General features: G+C 75.9%; 2 protein-coding genes. Both read left to right on the plus strand.

The features are described 5' to 3' along the window. Positions 1-73: 73 nt before the first annotated feature. On the plus strand, positions 74-12,823 hold the full coding sequence (locus ACOTKD_RS13405; protein ID WP_424889141.1) for an amino acid adenylation domain-containing protein: 12,750 nt from the start codon (positions 74-76) through the stop codon (positions 12,821-12,823). After that, positions 12,820-22,689, plus strand: coding sequence for an amino acid adenylation domain-containing protein (locus ACOTKD_RS13410; RefSeq protein WP_424889142.1), 9,870 nt, complete (start codon positions 12,820-12,822; stop codon positions 22,687-22,689). Before ACOTKD_RS13405 ends, ACOTKD_RS13410 begins: the two co-directional genes overlap by 4 nt. Positions 22,690-22,696: the final 7 nt, after the last annotated feature.

Genomic DNA, 22,696 nt, shown 5'->3' on the forward strand with positions numbered 1-22,696 from the left:
CCGGCCCGTAGCCACGCCCACCGCACTCCCACCGCACTCCCTCCCCGTACCACGAACGACCCGGAAGGCCGGCATGTCAGAGGTGACCAGCGACGCAGGACGGATCCTGGAGCTCACGCGAGCCCAGGAGGGAGTGCTGGCGGCGCAGCGGATCGATCCCGGCAACCCCAGCTACAACGTCGGCCAGTACGTGGAGCTCCGGGGCGCGGTCGACGTCGCCGCCCTGGAGGAGGCCCTGCGCCGCACCCTCGCCGAGGCCGACGGCCTGCACGTCCGCCTCGCCGAGCACGACGGCCGCACCGTGCTCCGGCCGGTGCCCTTCGACGCCGCGGCGTGGCACCTGCCCCGGCTCGACACCACCGGCGCGGCGTCGCCGGTCGACGCCGCCGTCGCCCTCGTCCGCGACCAGCTCGCCTGCCCGCCGCGCCTGGAGCCCACCGACGGCTCCGGCGCGGCCCCGGCCCTGACCGGATCCCTGCTGGTCACCGTCGCCCCCGGCCACCACCTGTGGTTCCAGTACTTCCACCACCTCGTCGTCGACGGCTACAGCGTCGCCCTCTTCACCCGCCGCGTCGCCGCCGTCTACACCGCCCTCGTCCGCGGCGAGGACGTGCCCGCCTCGCCGTTCGAACCCGCGGCCCTGCTGGCCGACGCCGACGCCGCGTACCTCGCTTCCGGCAAGCCCGGCGCCGACCGCGCCTACTGGACCGCACGGCACATCGGCCGCCCCCGTGTCACCGGCCTGACCGAGCAGACCGCGCAGGCCTCCCGGACCTCCCTGCGGCACCGCACGAGCCTCGGCGCCGAGCGCTCCGCCGCCGTCCTGGCCCGCGCGGCCGCCGTCCGCTGCACCTGGGCCGAAGCCGCCACCGCCGCCGTCGCCGGCTACCTGCACCGCATGACCGGCACCACCGACGCCGTCCTCGGCATGCACTTCATGGCCCGCAGCGCGCCCGGCACCATGCGCGTCCCCGGCATGGCCGTCAACGTGTTGCCCGTCCGCCTCCCCGTCCAGGGCACCGACACCTTCCCGGACCTCGTCCGGCGCGCCGCCGGCGAACTCAAGGACGCCCGCCGCCACCAGCACTACCGCGGCGAGGACATCCGGCGCGACCTCGGCCTCGTCGGCAGCGACGACCGGCTCCACGGGCCGATGCTCAACCTCAAGCCCTTCGACCTCGACCTCGACTTCGCCGGTGTCCCCGGACACACCGTCAACCTCGCCTCCGGGCCCGTCGAGGACCTGTCCGTGTCGGTCAGCAAGAGCCCCGACGACGTCCTCCACCTCGAATTCGACGCCAACCCCGCCCTCTACGACGCCGCCGCGCTCGCCGCGCACGCCGAGCGGTGCACCGACCTCATGGGGCGGCTCGCCGCCGACCCGGAGCTCACCCTCGACCAGGCGCAGCTCCTCGCCGACGGCGAGCACGAGGACGTCCTGCGCACCTGGAACGCCACGGGCCGCGACGTCGCCCCCGCCACCCTCCCCGCCCTCATCGCCGAACGGGCCGCGGCCACCCCGGACGCCACCGCCGTCGTCTTCGAGGACGAGCGCCTCACCTACCGCGAACTCGACGCGCGGGCCGGCGCGCTGGCCCGTACGCTCACCGCCGCCGGCGCGGGCCGGGACACCGTCGTGGCCGTCGCCGTGCCGCGCTCCGCCGAGCTCATGGTCGCCCTCCTCGGCGTCCTCAAGTCCGGCGCCGCCTACCTGCCGCTGGACACCGGATACCGGGCCGAGCGGCGCGCCGGCATGGTCGAGGACGCGGCCCCGGTACGGGTCGTCACCGTGCCCGCCGTCCTCGACCGCCTGCCGCGAGCCGCCCGCGACGCCGCCTTGCTGCTGGACGGCGCGACCGGCGACCCCGCCGGCACCGAGGCCGCCGCCCCCGCCCCCGACGACCCCGCCTACGTCATCTTCACCTCCGGCTCCACCGGCCGCCCCAAGGGCGTCGTCGTCACCCACCGGGCCATCGTCAACCGCCTCGCCTGGATGCAGCACGCCTACCGGCTGCGCCCGGACGACCGCGTCCTGCAGAAGACGCCCGCCAGCTTCGACGTCTCCGTCTGGGAGTTCTTCTGGGCGCTGTGCGAGGGCGCCACCGTCGTCCTCGCCCGCCCCGAAGGCCACAAGGACGCCGCCTACCTGGCCCGGCTCGTCGCCGAACAGCGCGTCACCACCCTCCACTTCGTGCCGTCCATGCTCCGCGCCTTCCTGGAGGAACCCACGGCCGCCGAGGCCTGCGCCGGGCTGCGGCGGGTCTTCTGCTCCGGCGAGGCCCTGCCCGGCGACGTCGTCGACCGCTGGTACGCGGCGCTGCCGGCCGTGCCCCTGCACAACCTGTACGGGCCGACCGAGGCCGCCGTCGACGTCACGTACCACCGGACCGAGCCCGGCTCCGGCCTCGTGCCGATCGGACGGCCGGTGTGGAACACGCGCCTGTACGTGCTGGACGCCGCGCTGCGGCCGGTGCCGGTGGGCGTGCCGGGCGAGCTGTACCTGGCCGGCGACCAGCTGGCCCGCGGCTACCTCGGCCGCCCCGGCCTGACCGCCTCCCGCTTCGTCGCCGCGCCCCACGACGGCGACGGTGCGCGCATGTACCGCACCGGTGACCTCGTCCGGTGGGCGCCCGGCGGCGTCGTCGAATACCTCGGCCGCACCGACGACCAGGTCAAGGTGCGCGGCTTCCGCATCGAACTCGGCGAGATCGAAGCCGCGCTGGAAGCCCTGCCCGGCGTCGCGCAGGCCGCCGTCACCGCCCGCGAGACCGCACCCGGCGGGCCGCGCCGCCTCGTCGGCTACGCCGTCCCCGCCGCGGGCGCCGCGCTCGACGCCGAGGCGCTGCGCACCGGGCTGGCCGCGACGCTGCCCGAGCACATGGTCCCGCCCGCGGTCGTGCTCCTGGACACCCTGCCGCTGGGCCTCAACGGCAAGCTCGACCGCAAGGCCCTGCCCGAGCCCGCCCCCGCGGCGGCCACGGCCTCGCGGGAGCCCCGCACGGAGGCCGAGCGGGTGCTCGCCGCGCTCGTCGCCGACATCCTCGGCCTGGACGCCGCCGGCCCCGACGACAACTTCTTCTCCCTCGGCGGCGACAGCATCTCCGCCATCCAGCTCGGCAGCCGCGCCCGCCAGGCCGGCTGGGGGATCACGCCCCGCGTGGTCTTCGAGCGCAAGACGATCGCCGCGGTGGCGGCCGTCGCCGAACGCCTCGGCGGCGCTGCCGCCGCCGACCTCCGCGAGGACGCGGAGGGCCTGCTGCCGCCCACGCCCATCACGGAATGGCTCCGCGAACGCGGCGGCCCGATCCGCACCTTCGCCCAGACGACGGCCGTCACGGTCCCGGCCGACCTCGCCCCGGAGCGTCTCACGGCGGCCCTCGCTGCCCTGACACGGCATCATGACGCGCTGCGGCTGCGGCTGATACGGGGCGGCGCGGCAGGCGCCTGGGGCGCCGAGGGCGAGAACCGGGGCGACCGCCCCGACGGCTCGTCGCCCTTCGCCGGCGGCGAAGGAGCACCCGCCGCCGGGAACCGGGGCTCCGGAGGCTACGGCGGCTTCAGCGGCGCCCCGGGCGCCGGGGGCCGCCGATGCCGGACCGTCGCCGCCCCGCAGCCCGCCCCGCTCACCGCGGAGGGCACCGACTCCGGTGGCTACGGCGGCTTCGACAGTGCCCCGGGCGCCGGGGACTGGGGCACCGAGATTCTCCCCGCCGCCTCCGTCCCCGCCGTCGTCCTCCGCCGCGCCGACCTCACCCGTACGCCCGCCGACGGCATCGACGCCGCCGTCGCACGCGAGCGCGACGCCGCCGCCGGACGGCTCGATCCCGCTGCCGGGGGCGTCCTCGCCGCCACCTGGTGCGACCTCGGTCCGGACCGGCCCGGACGCCTCGTGCTCGCCGTGCACCACCTCGCCGTCGACGGCGTCTCGTGGCGCATCCTGCTGCCCGACCTGCGCGCCGCCTACGAAGGCCGCGAGCTCGCCCCCGCGAGCACCCCGCTGCGCCGCTGGGCCCGCGGCCTCCACGCCGCCGCCACCGGCGACGCGGTGCGCGCCCAGCTGCCGCTCTGGCGGGAGGTCCTCGCCCCGGGGGCGGGGGCCCTGCTCGGGGAGCGGGCCGTCGACCCGGCCCGGGACACCGCCGGCACGAGCCGCACCCTCCGCCTCACCCTGTCCGCCGAGCGCACCGCGCCGCTCCTCGACCGCGTGCCGGCCACCCGGCGCGCGGGCGTCGACCACGTGCTGCTCACCGGGCTCGCCCTCGCCTTCGCGGGCCGCCGGCGCGACCTGCTGATCCGCATGGAGGGCCACGGCCGCCAGGACCACCTCGTGCCCGGCGCCGACACGTCCCGCACCGTCGGCTGGCTCACCAGCGAGTTCCCCGTACGGCTTGACCTCGAAGCCATCGGCGACGACCCGGTGCGGGCCCTCGCGCTCGTCAAGGAGCAGCTGCGGTCGCTGCCCGACGACGGCACCGGCTACGGCCTGCTGCGCCACCTCGACCCCGAGGCGCGCGCCGAGCTCGCGGCAGCCCCCGCCCCGCAGCTGCTCTTCAACTACCTCGGCCGGTTCACGTCCGACGACAGCCTCTGGAGCGCCGCCGGTGACGCGATCGCGGCGACCGCGGACCCCGCCATGCCCGCCCTCCACGCCCTGGAGATCGGCGCGTTCGTCCACGACCGGCCCGCGGGCCCCGAGCTCACCGCCGTCCTGACCTGGCCGGAGGGCGTCCTCACCGAAGACGCCGTGCGCGACGTCGCGGACCGCTGGTTCCGCGCCCTCGACACCCTGACCGCCCACGCCGCGCGCCCCGGAGCCGGCGGGCTCACCCCCTCCGACGTGCCGCTCGCCGGCCTCGGCCAGGCCGCCCTCGACCGCCTCCAGGCCGCCCGCCCCGGCACCGAGGACGTCCTGCCGCTCTCCCCGCTCCAGGACGGGCTCCTCTTCCACTCCCTCTACGAGACCGCCGCCGACGACCCGTACACGTCCGTCACCGGCCTGGACCTCACCGGCCCGCTCGACGAGGCCGCCCTGCGCCGCGCCGTCGACGCCGTCGTGGCCCGCCACCCCGCCCTGCGCGCCGGCTTCGACCACACGAGCACCGACCGCCCCCTGCAGACGATCGCCGGCCGGGCCGGCGTCCCCTGGACCGTGCACGACCTCACCGGCACCCCGGCCGACGCCCTCGACGCGGCCGTCGACGCCGCCGAGACCGCCGAGGCCACCGCGCCCTTCGACCTCACCCGGCCGCCCCTCCTGCGCTGCGCCCTGCTGCGCCTGGGCGACGAGCGGCACCGCCTCGTCCTGACCCGCCATCACATCGTGATGGACGGCTGGTCCACGCCCGTCGTGCTGCGCGAGATCATCAGCGCGTACGCGGCCGGCGGCGACGCCTCCGCCCTGCCGCCCGCCGCCTCGTACGCCGACCACCTCGCCTGGCTGGCCCGCCAGGACGAGACGGCGCACGCCGCCGCCTGGGCCGCCGCCCTGGACGGCCTGACGGCACCCACCCTGCTCGCCGGGACCCTCGCCCACGAGGCCACGGCCGTAACGGGCGCCCGCGCCGGCGAGGTGGACCTGCCGCTGCCCGCGGACACCGTCACCGCCCTGACCGGGCTCGCCCGCAGCCACGGCCTGACCCTCAACACCCTCGTGCAGGGCGCCTGGGCCGTCCTGCTGAGCCGCCTCACCGGCCGCACGGACGTCGTCTTCGGCGCGACCGTCTCCGGCCGCCCCGCCGACGTGCCCGGCGTCGAGTCGATCGTCGGCCTGTTCAGCAACACCGTCCCCGTCCGCTTCGCCCTGGACGAGGACGAGACCGTCGCCGCCGCACTGGCCCGCCTCCAGGAACAGCAGGCGCAGCTCCTCGACCACCAGTACGCGGGCCTCGCCGGCATCCAGGCCCGGGCCGGGCTCGGCACCCTCTTCGACACCCTCCTCGTCTTCGAGAACTACCCCGTCGACCCCGACGAGCTCACCGCCCCCGACCCCGCGGGCCGCCCCGGCCGCCTGCGCGTCACCGGCATCGGCAACCGCGGCGCCACCCACTACCCCCTGACCGTCCTCACCCTCCCCGGCGACGCGCCGCGCATCACCGTCGAATACCGCCCCGACACCTTCACCGCCGACCGGGCCGCCGACCTCGGCCACCGCCTGCTGCGCCTGCTCGCCGCCATGGCCGCCCGCCCCGAGGACACCATCGGGTCCCTCGACGTCCTCGCCCCGGCCGAGCGGCACACCCTCCTGCACACCTGGAACGCCACCGCGCGCGACGTGCCCGGAGGCACCGTCGTCGACGCCTTCGAGGCCCAGGCCGCCGCGACCCCCGACGAGACCGCCGTCGTCTGCGGCGACACGCGCTGGAGCTACGCCGGACTCGACGCCCGCGCCGGCGTGTTCGCCCGCCGCCTCGCCGCCCTCGGCGCGGGCCCGGACACGGTCGTGGCCCTGGCCCTGCCCCGCTCGGCCGACCTCGTCGCCGCCGTCCTCGGCACCCTGAAGGCCGGCGCCGCCTACCTGCCCGTGGACCTCGACCACCCGGCCGAGCGCGTCACCCTGATGCTGGAGGACGCCGCCCCCCTCGCGGTCCTGACGACCCGCCCGACCGCCGCACGCCTGCCCGCCCTGACCGGCGGCGGCTTCACGACGCTGTACGCGGAGGACCCCGCGGACGACACGGCGGGCATCACGCCGGCGCGGCCCGCCCCCGGCGACCTCGCCTACGTCATCTTCACCTCCGGCTCCACCGGCCGCCCCAAGGGCGTCCAGGTGCCCCACCGCGGCCTGGTCAACATGCTCGACCACCACCGCTCCACCGTCTTCGCCCGCGCCGTCGAAGCCGCCGGCGGCCGCCGCCTGCGCGCCGCGCACACCGCCTCGTTCTCCTTCGACTCCTCCTGGGAACAGCTCCTGTGGCTCATCTGCGGCCACGAACTCCACGTCTACGACGAGGAGCTGCGCCGCGACCCGCAGGCCCTGGCGGCCCGGCTGCGCGCCGACCGCATCGACACCCTCGACGTCACCCCGTCCTTCGGCCGCCAGCTCGTCGAATGCGGCCTGCTGGACGAGAGCGGCGACGGCCACCGCCCCGTCCTCTTCCTCCTCGGCGGCGAAGCCGTCGACGACGCCCTCTGGACGCGGATCCGCGAGACCGGCGGCGTCATCGGCCACAACTTCTACGGCCCCACCGAATACACCGTCGACACCCTCGGCGCGGCCCTCGACGACAGCCCTGCCCCGTCCGTGGGCCGGCCCATCGCCAACACCCGCGTCCACGTCCTCGACGCCCGCCTGCGGCCCGTACCCGCCGGCGTGCCCGGCGAGCTGTACATCGCCGGCCCCGGCCTGGCCCGCGGCTACGGCAACCGGCCCGCCCTGACCGCCTCCCGCTTCGTCGCCGACCCGTTCTCCGGCAGCGGCGAGCGCATGTACCGCACCGGCGACGTCGTCCGGTGGCGCGCCGACGGCACCCTGGACTACCTCGGCCGCGACGACGACCAGGTCAAGATCCGCGGTTTCCGCGTCGAGACCGGCGAGGTCGAGGCGGCCCTCACCGCCCTGGAGACCGTCTCCGCGGCCGCCGTCCTGGCCCGCGCGACCGGCACGGGCGTCAAGCGCCTCGTCGCCTACGCCGTCCCCGCCCCGGGCGCGGCCGCCGACCCCGCCGCGCTGCGGGCCGCGCTCGCCGCGCACCTGCCCGAGTACATGGTCCCGTCCGCCGTCGTCGTCCTCGGCGCCCTGCCCCTCAACGTCAACGGCAAGCTCGACCGGCAGGCCCTCCCCGAGCCTGGCGCCGCCGACTTCGCCGCCCCCGGCGGACGCACCCCGCGCGACGAGCGCGAAGCCCTGGTGTGCGGCGCCTTCGCCGCCGTCCTCGGCCTGCCCGCCGTCGGCGCCGACGACGACTTCTTCGCCCTCGGCGGCCACTCCCTGCTCGCCACCCGCCTCACCGGCCGCATCCGCACCGCCCTCCAGGCCGACCTCACGGTGCGCGACCTGTTCGAGGCCCGCACCCCGGCCGCCCTCGCCCGACGGCTCCGGCACACCGGCCCCGGCCGCTCCGGCCCCACCGCCCGCCCGCGCCCGCAGACTCCGCAGGAGCTGCCGCTGTCACCCGCACAGGCCCGCCTGTGGTTCCTCCACCACCTCGAAGGCCCCTCCATCGCCTACACCATCCCCTGCTCGCTGCGCATCGACGGCACCGTCGACACCGGGGCCCTGCGCACCGCCTTCGCCGACGTCGTCGCCCGCCACGAGGCCCTGCGCACGGTCTTCCCCGACACCGACGGCCGCCCGTACCAGAAGGTCCTCGCCCCCGAAGACGCCCATGCGCCCCTCTCCGTAAGGGAAGTGACGCCGGAACAGCTCGACGATGCCGTCGCCGGGGCCGGTGCGTACGCCTTCGACCTCGCCGCCGAACCACCCGTCCGCGCCACGCTCCTGAGCAGCGGCCCCGGCACCCACGTCCTGTGCGTCGCCCTGCACCACATCGCCGGCGACGAGTGGTCCGAAGGAGTACTTCTGCGCGACCTCGACACCGCCTACGCGGCCCGCCGCCGCGGCGAGGCGCCCGCATGGGCCCCGCTGCCCCTGCAGTTCGCCGACCACACCCTCTGGCAGCGCGACATGCTCGGCGACCCCGCCGTCGGCGACCGGCTCACCGCGTACTGGACCGAGCGCCTCGCCGGCCTGCCCGACGAGCTGCACCTGCCCGCCGACCGGCCCCGCCCGGCCGAGCCGAGCGGCCGCGGCGGCGCCGTCCGCCTGCGCCTGCCCGGCTCCCTGCACGACGCCCTGCGCGACTACGCGCACCGCACCGGCGCCACCCCCTTCATGGTCACCCAGGCGGCGAGCGCCCTCCTGCTCGGCGCCCTCGCCGGCACGGACGACGTGGCCCTCGGCACGCCGGTCGCCGGCCGCTCCGACGAGGCCGTCGAGAACGTCGTCGGCTTCTTCGTCAACACCCTGGTCCTGCGCCATGACCTGAGCGCTCCCGAGGACGGCGCCGCGCTCACTTTCGACCGGCTGGTGGGGCGGGCCCGGGAGACCGTCCTCGGCGCGCTCGCCCACCAGGACCTGCCCTTCGACCGCCTCGTCGAGATCGTGAGCCCCGAGCGCTCGCTCGGCCGCCACCCGCTGTTCCAGGTGATGGTCCAGCACCGCAAGGAGGCCGCGGGCCTGGACGCCCTGCTCGGCGCCCGCACCGCACTCCTGCCCGACCCGCTGCACGCCGCCCGCTTCGACCTCGCCCTCACCTTCGTGGAGTCCGCCGACGGCACGCACACCGACCTCACGGTCATCCACGCCGCGGACCTGTACGACCGCGGCACCGCCGAACTGCTCGCCGACCGGCTGCTGCACGTGCTCGACCAGGCCCTCGCCGCACCCGGCCGGGCCTTGGACCGCATCGAGGTGATGAGCCCCGGTGAGAGCCGGGCCCTGGCGGGGGAGTGGAACGCCACCGGGCGCGCGGTGCCGGCCGGCACGCTCGTCACCCGGTTCGCCGAGCACCTGGCCGCCACGCCGGACGCCACCGCCGTCGTCTTCGAGGGCCGTGCCCTCACCTACCGCGAACTCGACGACCTCGCCGGCCGCCTGGCCCGCGCGCTGGCCGCCGCCGGCGCGGGACCGGACCGCGTCGTGGCCGTGGCCGTGCCGCGCTCGGCCGAGCTCATGACCGCCCTCCTCGGCGTCCTGAAGTCCGGCGCGGCCTACCTGCCGCTGGACCTCGACTACCCGGCCGAGCGGCTCGCGTACATGATCGAGGACGCGGCGCCGGTGTGCGTGGTCACGGTCGCGGCCGAGGCGGGACGCCTCCCGGCGACGGGGGGAGTCCCGGTGGTCCTTGTGGACGAGGTGACGGGACCCGCCTCGCAGGCCCCTGCTCCGCTGCCTGCGGCCGGGCCCGGCCACGCCGCGTACGTCATCTACACCTCGGGTTCCACGGGTCGCCCGAAGGGCGTGGTGGTCACGCATGAGGCGATCGTCAATCGTCTGGACTGGATGCGGGAGGCGTACGGGATCGAGCCTGCGGACCGGGTCCTGCAGAAGACCCCGGCCAGTTTCGACGTCTCGGTGTGGGAGTTCTTCCTGCCGCTGGTCAGCGGTGCGGCGGTCGTCCTCGCGCGGCCGGGTGGGCACCGTGATCCGGACTACCTCGCGGACCTGGCCGCTCGCTCCGGGATCACGACCGCGCATTTCGTGCCGTCCATGCTCACCGCGTTCACGGCGGCTGCCGAGCAGGACGAGGCGATCCGTACGGGTTTCGCCGGCGTCCGCCGTGTCTTCTGCTCCGGTGAGGCACTCCCTGCCGCGGCCGTGGACCGGTTCGCCGCGCTGTGGCCGCACATCGAGCTGCACAACCTGTACGGACCGACGGAGGCCGCCGTCGATGTCACGTACCACCGCACCGAGCCCGGTGCCGGTGTCGTGCCGATCGGCCGGCCCGTGTGGAACACGCGCCTGTACGTGCTGGACGCGGCCCTGCGTCCCGCGCCGGTGGGTGTGCCCGGTGAGCTGTACCTGGCCGGTGTCCAGTTGGCCCGCGGCTACCTCAACCGCCCCGGACTGACCGCCTCGCGGTTCGTGGCCGACCCCTTCTCCGGCAGTGGCGCGCGCATGTACCGCACCGGCGACCTCGTCCGCCGCCGCGCGGACGGCGCGGTCGAGTACCTGGGCCGCACCGACGACCAGGTCAAGGTCCGCGGGTTCCGCATCGAACTCGGCGAGATCGAGGCCGCGCTGACCGCCCTGCCCGGCGTGGCCCAGGCCGCCGTCACCGCCCGCCCGCTCGCGCCCGGCGGTGCCCCGCAGCTCGTCGCCTACGCCGTCCCCGCCGCGGGCGCCGCCCCCGGCGCGCAGGAGCTGCGCGAGGCCCTGGCCGGGCGGCTGCCCGAGCACATGGTGCCCGCCGCCGTCACCCTGCTGGACGCGCTGCCGTTGAGCGTCAACGGCAAGCTCGACCGCAAGGCGCTCCCCGAGCCGGCCCGCGCCGCCGCCCGCCCCGCCGCACCCGCCCCGGACCGGAGGGACAGCCCGGCCGCCGCGATGGCTGCCGTCTTCGCCGAGATCCTCGGGCTCCCGGATGTCGGCGAGGACGACAACTTCTTCGTCCTGGGCGGCGACAGCATCGTCTCCATCCAGCTCGTCAGCACCGCCCGCAAGGCCGGGTTCACCATCGCCGCCAAGGACGTCTTCCAGCACCCCACACCGGCCGCCCTGGCCGCCGCGGGCCGCGTCGAAGACCAGGAACCCGCCGAGGCATCACCCGTACCCGCGGCCGGTGAGGACGGCGAGCTGCCGCTGCTGCCCGTCGTGCACTGGCTGCGCGAACGCGGCGGCCCCGTCGACCGGTTCAACCAGTCGGTCCTCCTCACCGTCCCCGCCGGACTGCGGCCCGAGCCGCTCCGCGAGGCCCTCGCCGACCTCGCCCGCAACCACCCCGCCCTGCGGCTCCGCCTGGACCGGACCGGCGGCCTGTGGACCCAGGAGATCCTGCCCGCCGCCGAGGCCCCCGCCGTCACCGACCCGGCGACCCTGCGCCGCGCCGACATCACCGGCCTGGCCGCGACCGCCCTCAACGACCTGCTCACCAAGGAGGCCGACGCCTCCGCCGCCGCCCTCGACCCGGACCACGGCACCGTCCTGCGTGCCCTGTGGTGCGACGCGGGCCCCGGCGCCGACGGACGGCTGCTGCTCACCGTCCACCACCTGGCCGTCGACGGCGTATCCTGGCGCGTCCTCGTCCCGGAGCTCGCCGACGCCTACGCCGCCCGCGCCGCGGGCCGCGCACCCGCCCTCGAACCCGAGGCGACCGGACTGCGCTCCTGGGTCGTGCAGTTGCTGCAGCACGCCCACACCCGTGCCCGTACCGCCGAAGCCGCCTACTGGCGCACCGCACTCGCCGGGCCGCAGGCCCCGCTCTCCCGCACCGCCGCCGACCCGCACCGCGACACCACGGCGACCCTGCGCACCCTGCGGATGACCCTGTCCGCCGACCGCACCGAACCCCTGCTGACCGCCGTGCCGCAGGCCTTCTCCGCCGGCGTCGACGACGTCCTGCTGGCCGGGCTGGCCCTGGCCGCCGCCGACGTCCGCCGCACCGCCGACCCCGCCCTGCCCGCCGCGCACACCGGTGCCCTGCAGATCGACCTGGAGGGCCACGGGCGCGGCGGCAGCGACACGGGCGGCCTCGCGCCGGACCTGTCGCGCACCGTCGGCTGGTTCACCACCGTCCACCCCGTCCGCCTGGACGTCAGCGGCATGGACCTCGCCGACGCCCTGGCCGGCGGCGGGCAGGCCGGGGCGGCCCTCAAGCAGGTCAAGGAACAGCTCCGGGCCGCCCCCGACCGCGGTCTCGGACACGGCCTCCTGCGCCACCTCAACGCGCAGACCGCACCCGCCCTGGCCGCCCTCCCCGGCTCGCAGCTGCTGTTCAACTACCGCGGCCGCACCGACCACGGCGCCGCCACGGCAGGCGGCCGCCACTGGTCCTTCGCCCCGGACGCGGAACGGGCCGCCGTCGCCGAAGGCGCCGCCCCCGACGCCGCCATGCCCGCCCCGTACCCGCTGGAGATCGACGCCGTCATCCGCTCCGGCGCCACCGGGCGGCCCGAACTGGCCGTCGAATGGAGCTGGCCGCAGGCCCTGTTCACCGAGGAGCAGGTTGCCGCCCTGGCCACGCGCTGGTTCGACGCCCTCGACGCGCTCGCCCGGCACGCGGCCGCACCCGACGCCGGCGGCATCACACCCTCCGACGTACGCCTCGTCTCCCTCGGCCAGGCCCGCATCGACCGCCTGGAATCCCGCCTGCGCAGGCGCCGATGACGTCCCGTCACCCGGCCGACGCCGCCGGCACGTCCGACGACAGCACGGCTCACGGGGGCCCGGCCCCCGGCCGCACCGCCCACGACGGGCCGGTCGGCGACCGCCCCGGCACCGGCCGCGCCGCCCACGAGAGCCCGGCCCGCGACCGCCCCGTCCACGGCCTCCCCGCCCCCGGCCCCGCCGCCCACTCCTCGACCGAGAGCGCCACCATGACCGACACCACCGACCTGACCCCGGCAGACGACCCCGGCGCCGGATCCGCGCTCGAGGACGTCTACCCCCTGTCCTCCCTCCAGGAGGGCCTGCTCTTCCACGCCGTCTACGACGACGGCTCCCGCGACGTCTACGTCGTCCAGTCCCACCTCGACCTCACCGGCCCCCTCGCCACGGCCGACCTCGCCGCCGCGACCGGTGCCCTGCTGCGCCGCCACGCCAACCTGCGCGCCGGGTTCTGGTACGACGACGGCGAGGACCCCGTCCAGTTCGTCCAGCGCCACGTCGACACCCCCCTGCGCGAACTCGACCTCACGGCGCTCGCCGCCGACCCGGCGGCCCGCGACGAGGCCGTCCGCGCCGCGATGGACGAGGACTGGCACCACCGCTTCGACCTCGCCGAACCGCCGCTGCTGCGGCTGACCCTGCTGCGCCTCGGCCCGGACACCGCCCGGCTCGTCGTCACCTGCCACCACCTGCTCCTCGACGGCTGGTCCATGCCGATCCTCGTGCGGGAGCTGCTCACCCTCGTCGGGTCCCGCGGCGACCTCGCCGCGCTGCCGCCCGTCCGCCCCTACCGCGACCACCTCGAACTGCTCGCGGGCCGGGACGCCGGCGCCGCCCGGCGCGCCTGGGCCGCCGCCCTCGACGGCATCACCGAGGCCCACCCCGTCGCCCCGGGAGCCGCCCTCGGCACCGCGGCCGAACCGGCGGACACGGAGGCCGAGGCCGGCCCGGAACTCACCGCCGCCCTCACCGCCGCGGCCCGCGCCCGGGGCCTGACGCTCGGCAACGTCCTCCACACGCTGTGGGGCGTCCTCGTGGGCTCCCTCACCGGTGCCACCGACGTCGTCAGCGGCACCACCGTCTCGGGCCGCCCCGCGGACCTGCCCGGCGCCGACACCATGGTCGGCCTGTTCATCAACACCCTCCCGGTCCGCGTCCGCCTGGCGCACGGCGCCACGCTCGCCGCCACCGCCGCGGCCGTCCAGGCCGAGCAAGCCGCCCTGATGGACCACCAGCACCTCGGCCTGGGCGCCGTCCAGCGCCTGACCCCCGTCGAAGGCCCCCTCTTCGACACCCTGCTGGTCGTCGAGAACTACGCCGGCAGCGACGACGTCTCCGCCACCCTCGGCGCGGCCGCGGCCACCGGCGGCCTGCAAGTCACCGGCCTCGGGGCCCGCGACGCCACCCACTACCCCCTGACCATGCGCGTCCTGCCCGGCGCCGGCACCCTGCGCCTGGAGCTCGGCTACCGCACGGACGTCTTCGACCGCGCGGCCGCCCAGCGCATCACCGACCGCTTCCTGCACCTCCTCGCCCGGTTCGCCGAGAACCCCGAGACCCCGCTGGCCCGCCTCGGCCTGCTGCTCCCGGACGAGAGCCGGGCGCTGGCGGGCGAGTGGAACGCCACGGACCACCCCGTGGCCGGGGGCACGCTCGTCACGCGGTTCGCGGAGCGGCTCGCTGCCACGCCGGACGCGACGGCGGTGGTCTACGAGAACCGCACCCTGACCTACCGTCAGCTCGACGAGCAGGCGGGTGCGCTGGCCGGCGAGCTGGCCGCGGCCGGCGCGGGCCCGGACCGGATCGTCGCCGTGGCCGTGCCGCGCTCGGCCGAGCTGATGGTGTCCCTGCTGGCCGTCCTGAAGTCCGGTGCCGCCTACCTGCCGCTGGACCTCGACCACCCCGCTGAACGCCTCTCCGGGATGGCCGACGACGCCGCACCCGTGTGCGTGCTGACCGTGGAGGCCGAGCGGGACCGGCTGTCCTGGCTCCTGGACGTTCCCGTCCTCCTCGCCGACGCCCCCCGCGCCGCCACCGCGCCCGTACCCGAAGCCGCGGGCCCGCAGCACGCCGCGTACGTCATCTACACCTCCGGTTCCACCGGCCGCCCCAAGGGTGTTGTCGTCACGCACGAGGCGATCGTCAACCGTCTGGACTGGATGCGGGAGGCGTACGGGATCGAGCCTGGGGACCGGATCCTGCAGAAGACCCCGGCGAGCTTCGACGTCTCGGTGTGGGAGTTCTTCCTGCCGCTGGTCAGCGGCGCGTCGGTCGTCCTCGCCCGGCCGGGTGGGCACCGTGATCCGGACTACCTCGCGGACCTGGCCGCTCGCTCCGGGATCACGACCGCTCATTTCGTGCCGTCCATGCTGACCGCGTTCACGGCGGCTGCCGAGCAGGACGAGACGATCCGTACAGGATTCACCGGCGTCCGTCGCGTCTTCTGCTCCGGCGAGGCCCTGCCGCCCGCGGCCGTGGACCGGTTCGCCGCACTGTGGCCGCACATCGAGCTGCACAACCTGTACGGGCCGACGGAAGCTGCTGTCGACGTCACGTACCACCGAACTGAACCCGGTTCCGCCGTCGTCCCCATCGGCCGGCCCGTGTGGAACACCCGTCTGCACGTGCTGGACGCGGCCCTGCGCCCCGTACCGGTGGGTGTGCCCGGTGAGCTGTACCTGGCCGGTGTCCAGTTGGCCCGCGGCTACCTCAACCGCCCCGGCCTGACCGCCTCACGCTTCGTGGCCGACCCCTTCTCCGGCAGTGGCGCGCGCATGTACCGCACCGGCGACCTCGTCCGCCGCCGCGCGGACGGCGCCGTGGAGTACCTGGGCCGCACCGACGACCAGGTCAAGGTCCGCGGGTTCCGCATCGAACTCGGCGAGATCGAGGCCGTCCTCGCCGCCCATCCGGCCGTCGGGCACACCGCCGTCCTGGTCCGTACCACGCCCGCCGGCGCCCAGCACGTCATCGCCTACGTCGTCCCCGCCCCCGGCGCCGCCCCGGACCCCGAGGCGCTGCGCGCCGCGTGCGCGGCCCGGCTGCCCGAGTACATGGTCCCGTCCGCCTTCATGACCCTCGACGCCCTCCCGCTCGGCGTCAACGGCAAGCTCGACCGCGCCTCCCTGCCCGACGACCTCCCCGAAGCCGCCGCGCCCGCCGCCGACCGCGCACCGGCCACTCCGGCCGAGGCCACGCTGTGCGCCCTCTTCGCCGAGGTCCTCGAACTGCCCGGCGTCGGCGTCCACGACGACTTCTTCCGGCTCGGTGGCGACAGCATCGTCTCCCTCCGCCTCGTCGGCGCCGCCCGCACCGCAGGCCTCGCCCTCAGCCCGCGCGACGTCTTCGAAGCACGCACCCCCGCCGCCCTGGCCGAGCGGGCCGGCCGCGCCCCCGCCGGCGACACCCCCGGCCCGGAGACCGCCGCCGAACTGCCCGCGCCCACCGAGCAGGACCTGTCGGCCGTCCGCGCAGCCGCCCCCGATGCCACCGACGTCTGGCCGCTCTCCCCGCTCCAGCAGGGCCTGCTCTTCGAAGCCCTCTACGACGAGGACGCCCTCGACGTCTACACCTCCCGCGACGTCGTCACCCTGCGCCGCCCCGTACCCGCGGACGTCCTGCGCACCGCGGTGACCGCCGTCCTCGACCGGCACCCCAACCTGCGCGCCGGCTTCCTCCACGAAGGACTCGACCGGCCCGTCCAGTTCATCCCGGCCACGACGGCGGTCCCCGTCACCCAGACCGACCTGCGCGCCCTCACGCCCGAGGCCGCCGGCGCCGAACTGCGCCGCCTCCAGGACGCCGAGGTCCGCACCCGCTTCGACCTCGCCGCCCCGCCCCTGGTGCGCCTGGCGTCCGTCCTCACCCCCGACGGCCGCCAGCACGTCCTCGTCACCCACCACATGCTGCTGTGGGACGGCTGGTCCACCGGCCTGTTCCTCCAGGAGCTCCTGGCCTGCTGCCACGCCCTGGTGACCACCGGAGCCCTGCCGCAGCCGGGCCCGGACGAGGAGCGGCCCCTGGCCTACCGCGACTTCCTCGCCTGGCTCCACACCCAGGACACCGCCGCCGGCGAGGACGCCTGGCGCTCGACCCTGGCGGGCGTCGACGAGCCCACGCTCGTCGCCCCGCAGGCCCGCGAGCGGGCCGCCCTGCTGCCCGAGCAGCACGTCACGGAGCTGACCGCCGGTCTGACCTCCCGCCTCACCGGCTACGCGCGGACCCACGGCCTGACGCTCAACACCGTCCTCTCGGGCGTCTGGAGCCTGCTCCTCGCCGGCCTGACGGGCCGGCAGGACGTCGTCTTCGGCACCACCGTCTCCGGCCGCCCGGCGGAGCTCGCGGGCATCGACCGGACCATCGGCATGTTCCTCAACACCGTCCCCGTCCGGGCCCGGCTCGACCGCAACGAGACGGTCGTCGCGTACCTGACCCGCCTCCAGGGCGAGCAGGCGGCGCTCCTGCCGCACCACCAGCTCAGCCTGGGCGCCATCCAGCGCGCGGCCGGGGCGGGACGGCTCTTCGACACGCTCCAGGTCCTGCGCAACACGCCCGTCGACCAGGACGAGCGCGACCGCATCGGGCGGGCCCTCGGCGTGGACGACGTCACCGACGTCGACGCCACCCACTTCCCGCTGATCTTCGCGGCCAACCCCGGCGAACGGCTCGGCTTCGAATGGAAGTTCCGCCCCGACGCCTTCGACCGCGCGACGGTCGAGGAGCACGCGGGCCGTCTCGTCTCCCTCCTGGAACAGATCACCGCCGACCCCGGCGTCCTCGTGCGCCGCCTCGACGTGCTGACGGAGCCGGAGCGGGGCGCGGTGCTGGGGGAGTGGGCGGAGACGGCGCGCGAGCTGCCGGACGCCTCCGTCGCGGACCTGCTCGCGGAGCGGGCGGCGTCCGTGCCGGACGCGCCGGCGCTGGTGGCGGGCGAGCGCAGGTGGACGTTCGCCGAACTGGACGCCCAGGTCAACCGCCTGGCCCGGCTGTTCCTGGCCCGCGGCGCAGGCCCGGACCGGGTCGTGGCGCTGGGCCTGCCGCGCTCGCTGGAGATGGTGGCGGCGCTGTTCGCGGTCCTGCGGGCCGGGGCCGCTTATCTGCCGCTGGAGCTGGACTACCCGGTGGATCGCCTGGCCTACATGGTGGGGGAGACGGCACCGGTCGTCCTCATCACGGACTCGTCCGTACGCGACCGCATGCCGGACGTCGACGGCGTCCCGCGGGTGGAGCTGGACGACCCCGCGATCGCCGCCGAGCTGGCCGGCCTGCCCGGCGGGCCGGTTAACGCGCGGGTGGATCTCGACGCCGCCGCGTACGTCATCTTCACGTCCGGTTCGACGGGCCGTCCCAAGGGTGTCGTCACGCCGTACCGCGGCCTGACCAACATGCAGCTCAACCACCGCGAGGCGATCTTCAACCCCGTCGTGGAATCCGCGGGTGGCCGTCGGCTGCGGATCGCGCACACGGTCTCGTTCTCCTTCGACATGTCGTGGGAGGAGCTGCTGTGGCTGGTGGAGGGGCATGAAGTGCATGTCCTGGACGAGTCGCTGCGCCGTGATGCCGAGGGCCTGGCTGCGTACTGCGCCGAGCAGGCCGTGGACGTCATCAACGTGACGCCGTCGTACGCCCAGGCGCTCGTGGAGTGCGGGCTGCTGGACGAGGGACGGCACCGCCCGGTGCTCGTGCTGCTCGGCGGCGAGGCCGTCCCCGAGGCGCTGTGGACGCGCCTGAAGGAGACGCCGGGGCTCATCGGCTACAACCTCTACGGCCCGACCGAGTACACCATCAACACCCTCGGCGGCGGCACCCTCGACAGCGACACCGCGACCGTGGGCCGCCCCATCCGGAACACCCGCGCGCACGTCCTGGACGCGTGGCTGCGCCCGGTCCCGGTCGGCGTTCCGGGCGAGCTGTACGTGTCCGGCGTCGGCCTGGCGCGCGGCTACCTGAACCGGCCGGGCCTGTCGGCGGGCCGCTTCGTCGCGGACCCGTTCGGCGAGCCGGGCGGGCGGATGTACCGCACGGGTGACGTCGTGCGGTGGCGCCGGGACGGTCTGCTGGACTTCCTGGGCCGGGCCGACGACCAGGTGAAGATCCGGGGCTACCGGGTCGAACCGGGCGAGATCGAGGACGCGCTGACGGGACATCCGTCGGTCGCGCAGGCCGCCGTGGTGGTCCGCGAGGACACCCCCGGCGTCAAGCGGCTGGCCGCCTACCTCGTGCCCGCGTCCGCGGACGGCGTCGATGCCGCCGCCGTACGGCGCTCCCTGGCCGGGTCCCTGCCCGAATACATGGTCCCGTCGGCCTTCGTGGTGCTGGACGCGCTGCCGCTGACCGTCAACGGCAAGCTCGACCGCAAGGCCCTCCCCGCCCCGGACCCCGCCGGGACGGGAGCCGGCCGCGCGCCCGCGAACCCCCGCGAGGAGCAGCTGTGCGCGCTGTTCGGCGAGGTGCTCGGAACCGGCCCCGTCGGCCCCGACGACCACTTCCTCGACCTCGGCGGCCACTCGCTGCTCGCCACCCGCCTCGTCAGCCGCATCCGCACGGCCCTCGGCACCGGCCTCGCCGTCCGTGACCTCTTCGAGGCCCCGGCCCCGGCCGCACTCGCCGAGCGCACCGCCGGCGAGGTCCACGAGCGGCCCGCGCTCGAACGCCGCGAGCGCCCCGCCGAGCTGCCCCTTTCGCACGCCCAGCGCCGCATGTGGTTCCTGCAGAACCTCGACGGCTCGGGCGCCACCTACAACGTCCCGCTCGTCGTCCGCGTGAGCGGCCCGCTCGACCTGGACGCGCTGCGGCACGCCGTGGCCGACGTGACCGGCCGCCACGAGAGCCTGCGCACCGTCGTGGCCGAGCACGAGGGCCACGTCGTCCAGCGCGTCCTCGACGCGCCGGACCCCGCCGCCGCGCTGCACGTCGCCGCCACCACGGAGGAGACGCTGCAGGCCGACGTGGAGGCCGCCGTCCGCCACGGCTTCGACCTCTCGCGCGAACTGCCCCTGCGCGTCACCGTGCTGGAGACCGGTCCCGCGGACCACGTCCTGGTGCTGCTCTTCCACCACATCGCCGGCGACGAGTGGTCGATGCTGCCGTTCGTCGACGACATCACCACGGCGTACACCAGCCGGGCGGAAGGCCGCGCACCCGACTGGCAGCCCCTGCCGGTGCAGTACGCGGACTACACGCTGTGGCAGCGCGACCTGCTGGGCGACCCCGCGGACGAGCACAGCCTGCACAGCCGGCAGGCGGCGTACTGGAAGCAGGCGCTGGCGGGCCTCCCGGAGGAGCTCGCCCTGCCCACCGACCGCACGCGGACACCGGCGACCGGGACCGGGATGCGGGGCGGCACCGTACGGGCCCAGGTGCCGCCGGCCGTCTACCGCGGGCTGCGCGACGCCGCCGCGGCCACGGGCACCACGACGTTCATGGTCCTGCAGGCGGCCGTCGCCACCCTGCTGCACCGGCTCGGCGCGGGCGACGACATCCCCCTCGGCGCGCCGGTCGCGGGCCGCGCGGACGCCGCCCTCGACGGGCTCGTCGGGTTCTTCGTCAACACCCTCGTGCTGCGCAACGACCTGTCCGGCGACCCCGCGTTCACCGAGCTCCTCGGCCGGGTCCGGGAGCGCGACCTGGCGGCCTTCGCCCACCAGGACCTGCCCTTCGACAGCCTGGTCGAGGCCGTCAACCCGCCGCGCGTCCCCGGCCGCCACCCGCTGTTCCAGGTGATGCTCGGGTACCGCAACAGCGACGGCGAGGCCCGCCGGCTCCTCGGGCTGGAGAGCCGCATCCTCCCCGTCGAGCTGGGCGCAGTGAAGTTCGAACTCGACTTCAACTTCGAGGAGACGCCCTCCGCCGACGAGCTCGACATCGCCTTCGAGTACGCGGCCGACCTGTACGACCGCTCCACCGCCGAGGCACTCGTCGAGCGCCTCCTCTCCCTCCTCGCCCAGGTGGCCGAGGACCCGGCCCGCCGCATCGGCTCCCTCGACGTGCTCACGCGGGAGGAGCGGGGCGCGGTGCTGGGGGAGTGGGCGGAGACGGCGCGCGAGCTGCCGGACGCCTCGGTCGCGGACCTGCTGGCCGAGCAGGCCGCCCGTACGCCGGAGGCGGTGGCACTGGTGGCGGGGGACCGGGTGTGGTCGTTCGCCGAACTGGACGCGCGGGTGAATCGTTTCGCCCGGCTGCTGCTGGCCCGCGGCGCAGGCCCGGACCGGGTCGTGGCGCTGGGCCTGCCGCGCTCGCTGGAGATGGTGGCGGCGCTGTTCGCGGTCCTGCGGGCCGGGGCCGCTTATCTGCCGCTGGAGCTGGACTACCCGGTGGATCGCCTGGCCTACATGGTCGGGGAGACCCGGCCGGTCGTCCTGCTCACCGACTCCACGGCGCGCGACCGCATGCCGGACGTCGACGGCGTCCCGCGCGTGGAGCTCGACGACCCCGCCGTGGTGGCCGAGCTGGCCGGCCTCTCCGACGGCCCGGCGGGCGCACGCGTGGACCTCGATGCCGCCGCGTACGTCATCTTCACGTCCGGTTCGACCGGCCGCCCCAAGGGCGTGGTCACCCCCTACCGCGGCCTGACCAACATGCTCCTCAACCACCGCGAGGCGATCTTCAACCCCGTCGTGGAATCCGCGGGTGGCCGTCGGCTGCGGATCGCGCACACGGTCTCGTTCTCCTTCGACATGTCGTGGGAGGAACTGCTGTGGCTGGTGGAGGGGCATGAAGTGCATGTCCTGGACGAGTCGCTGCGCCGTGATGCCGAGGGCCTGGCTGCGTACTGCGCCGAGCAGGCCGTGGACGTCATCAACGTCACGCCGTCGTACGCCCAGGCGCTCGCGGAGTGCGGCCTGCTGGACGAGGGACGGCACCGTCCCGTACTCGTCCTCCTCGGCGGCGAGGCCGTCCCCGAGTCGCTCTGGAAGCGGCTCCGTGAGACGCCCGGCCTCATGGGCTACAACCTCTACGGCCCGACCGAGTACACCATCAACACCCTCGGCGGCGGCACCCTCGACAGCGACACGGCCACCGTCGGCCGCCCGATCTGGAACACCCGGGCCTACGTGCTCGACGCGCGGCTGTGCCCGGTGCCCGTCGGGGTCCCCGGCGAGCTGTACGTGTCCGGTGTCGGCCTGGCGCGCGGCTACCTCGGCCGCCCCGGGCTGACCGCCGGCCGCTTCCTCGCCGACCCCTTCGGCGCGGCGTTCGGCGAGCCCGGCGCCCGCATGTACCGCACGGGTGACGTCGTGCGGTGGCGCCGGGACGGTCTGCTGGACTTCCTGGGCCGGGCCGACGACCAGGTGAAGATCCGGGGCTACCGGGTCGAACCCGGGGAGATCGAGGACGCCCTGACCGCCCTGCCCCCGGTCGCCCAGGCCGCCGTGGTGGTCCGCGAGGACACCCCCGGCGTCAAGCGGCTGGCCGCCTACCTCGTGCCCGCGTCCGCGGACGGCGTCGATGCCGCCGCCGTACGGCGCTCCCTGGCCGGGTCCCTGCCGGAGTACATGGCCCCGTCGGCCTTCGTGGTGCTGGACGCGCTGCCGCTGACCGTCAACGGCAAGCTCGACCGCAAGGCCCTCCCCGCGCCGACCGCGGCCGACATGGCCGCCGGCGGCACGGGCCGCGCCCCGCGCGACGTGGCGGAGAAGACGCTGTGCGACGTCTTCGCCGACGTGCTCGGACTGCCCGAGGTCACGGTCGACGACGGCTTCTTCGACCTCGGCGGCCACTCGCTGCTGGCGATGACCCTCGTGCTCCGCATTCGCGAGGCCTTCGGCACCGGCGAGGCCGGCTTGGGCATCGCCGACCTGCTGGCGGCGCCGACCGTCGCGGAACTCGCGGCCCGCCTCGGCGAACCCGCCCCGCACATCTTCTGACCACCCA

The organism is Streptomyces sp. XH2, from assembly GCF_049725035.1.
GTDB lineage: Bacteria > Actinomycetota > Actinomycetes > Streptomycetales > Streptomycetaceae > Streptomyces > Streptomyces roseoverticillatus.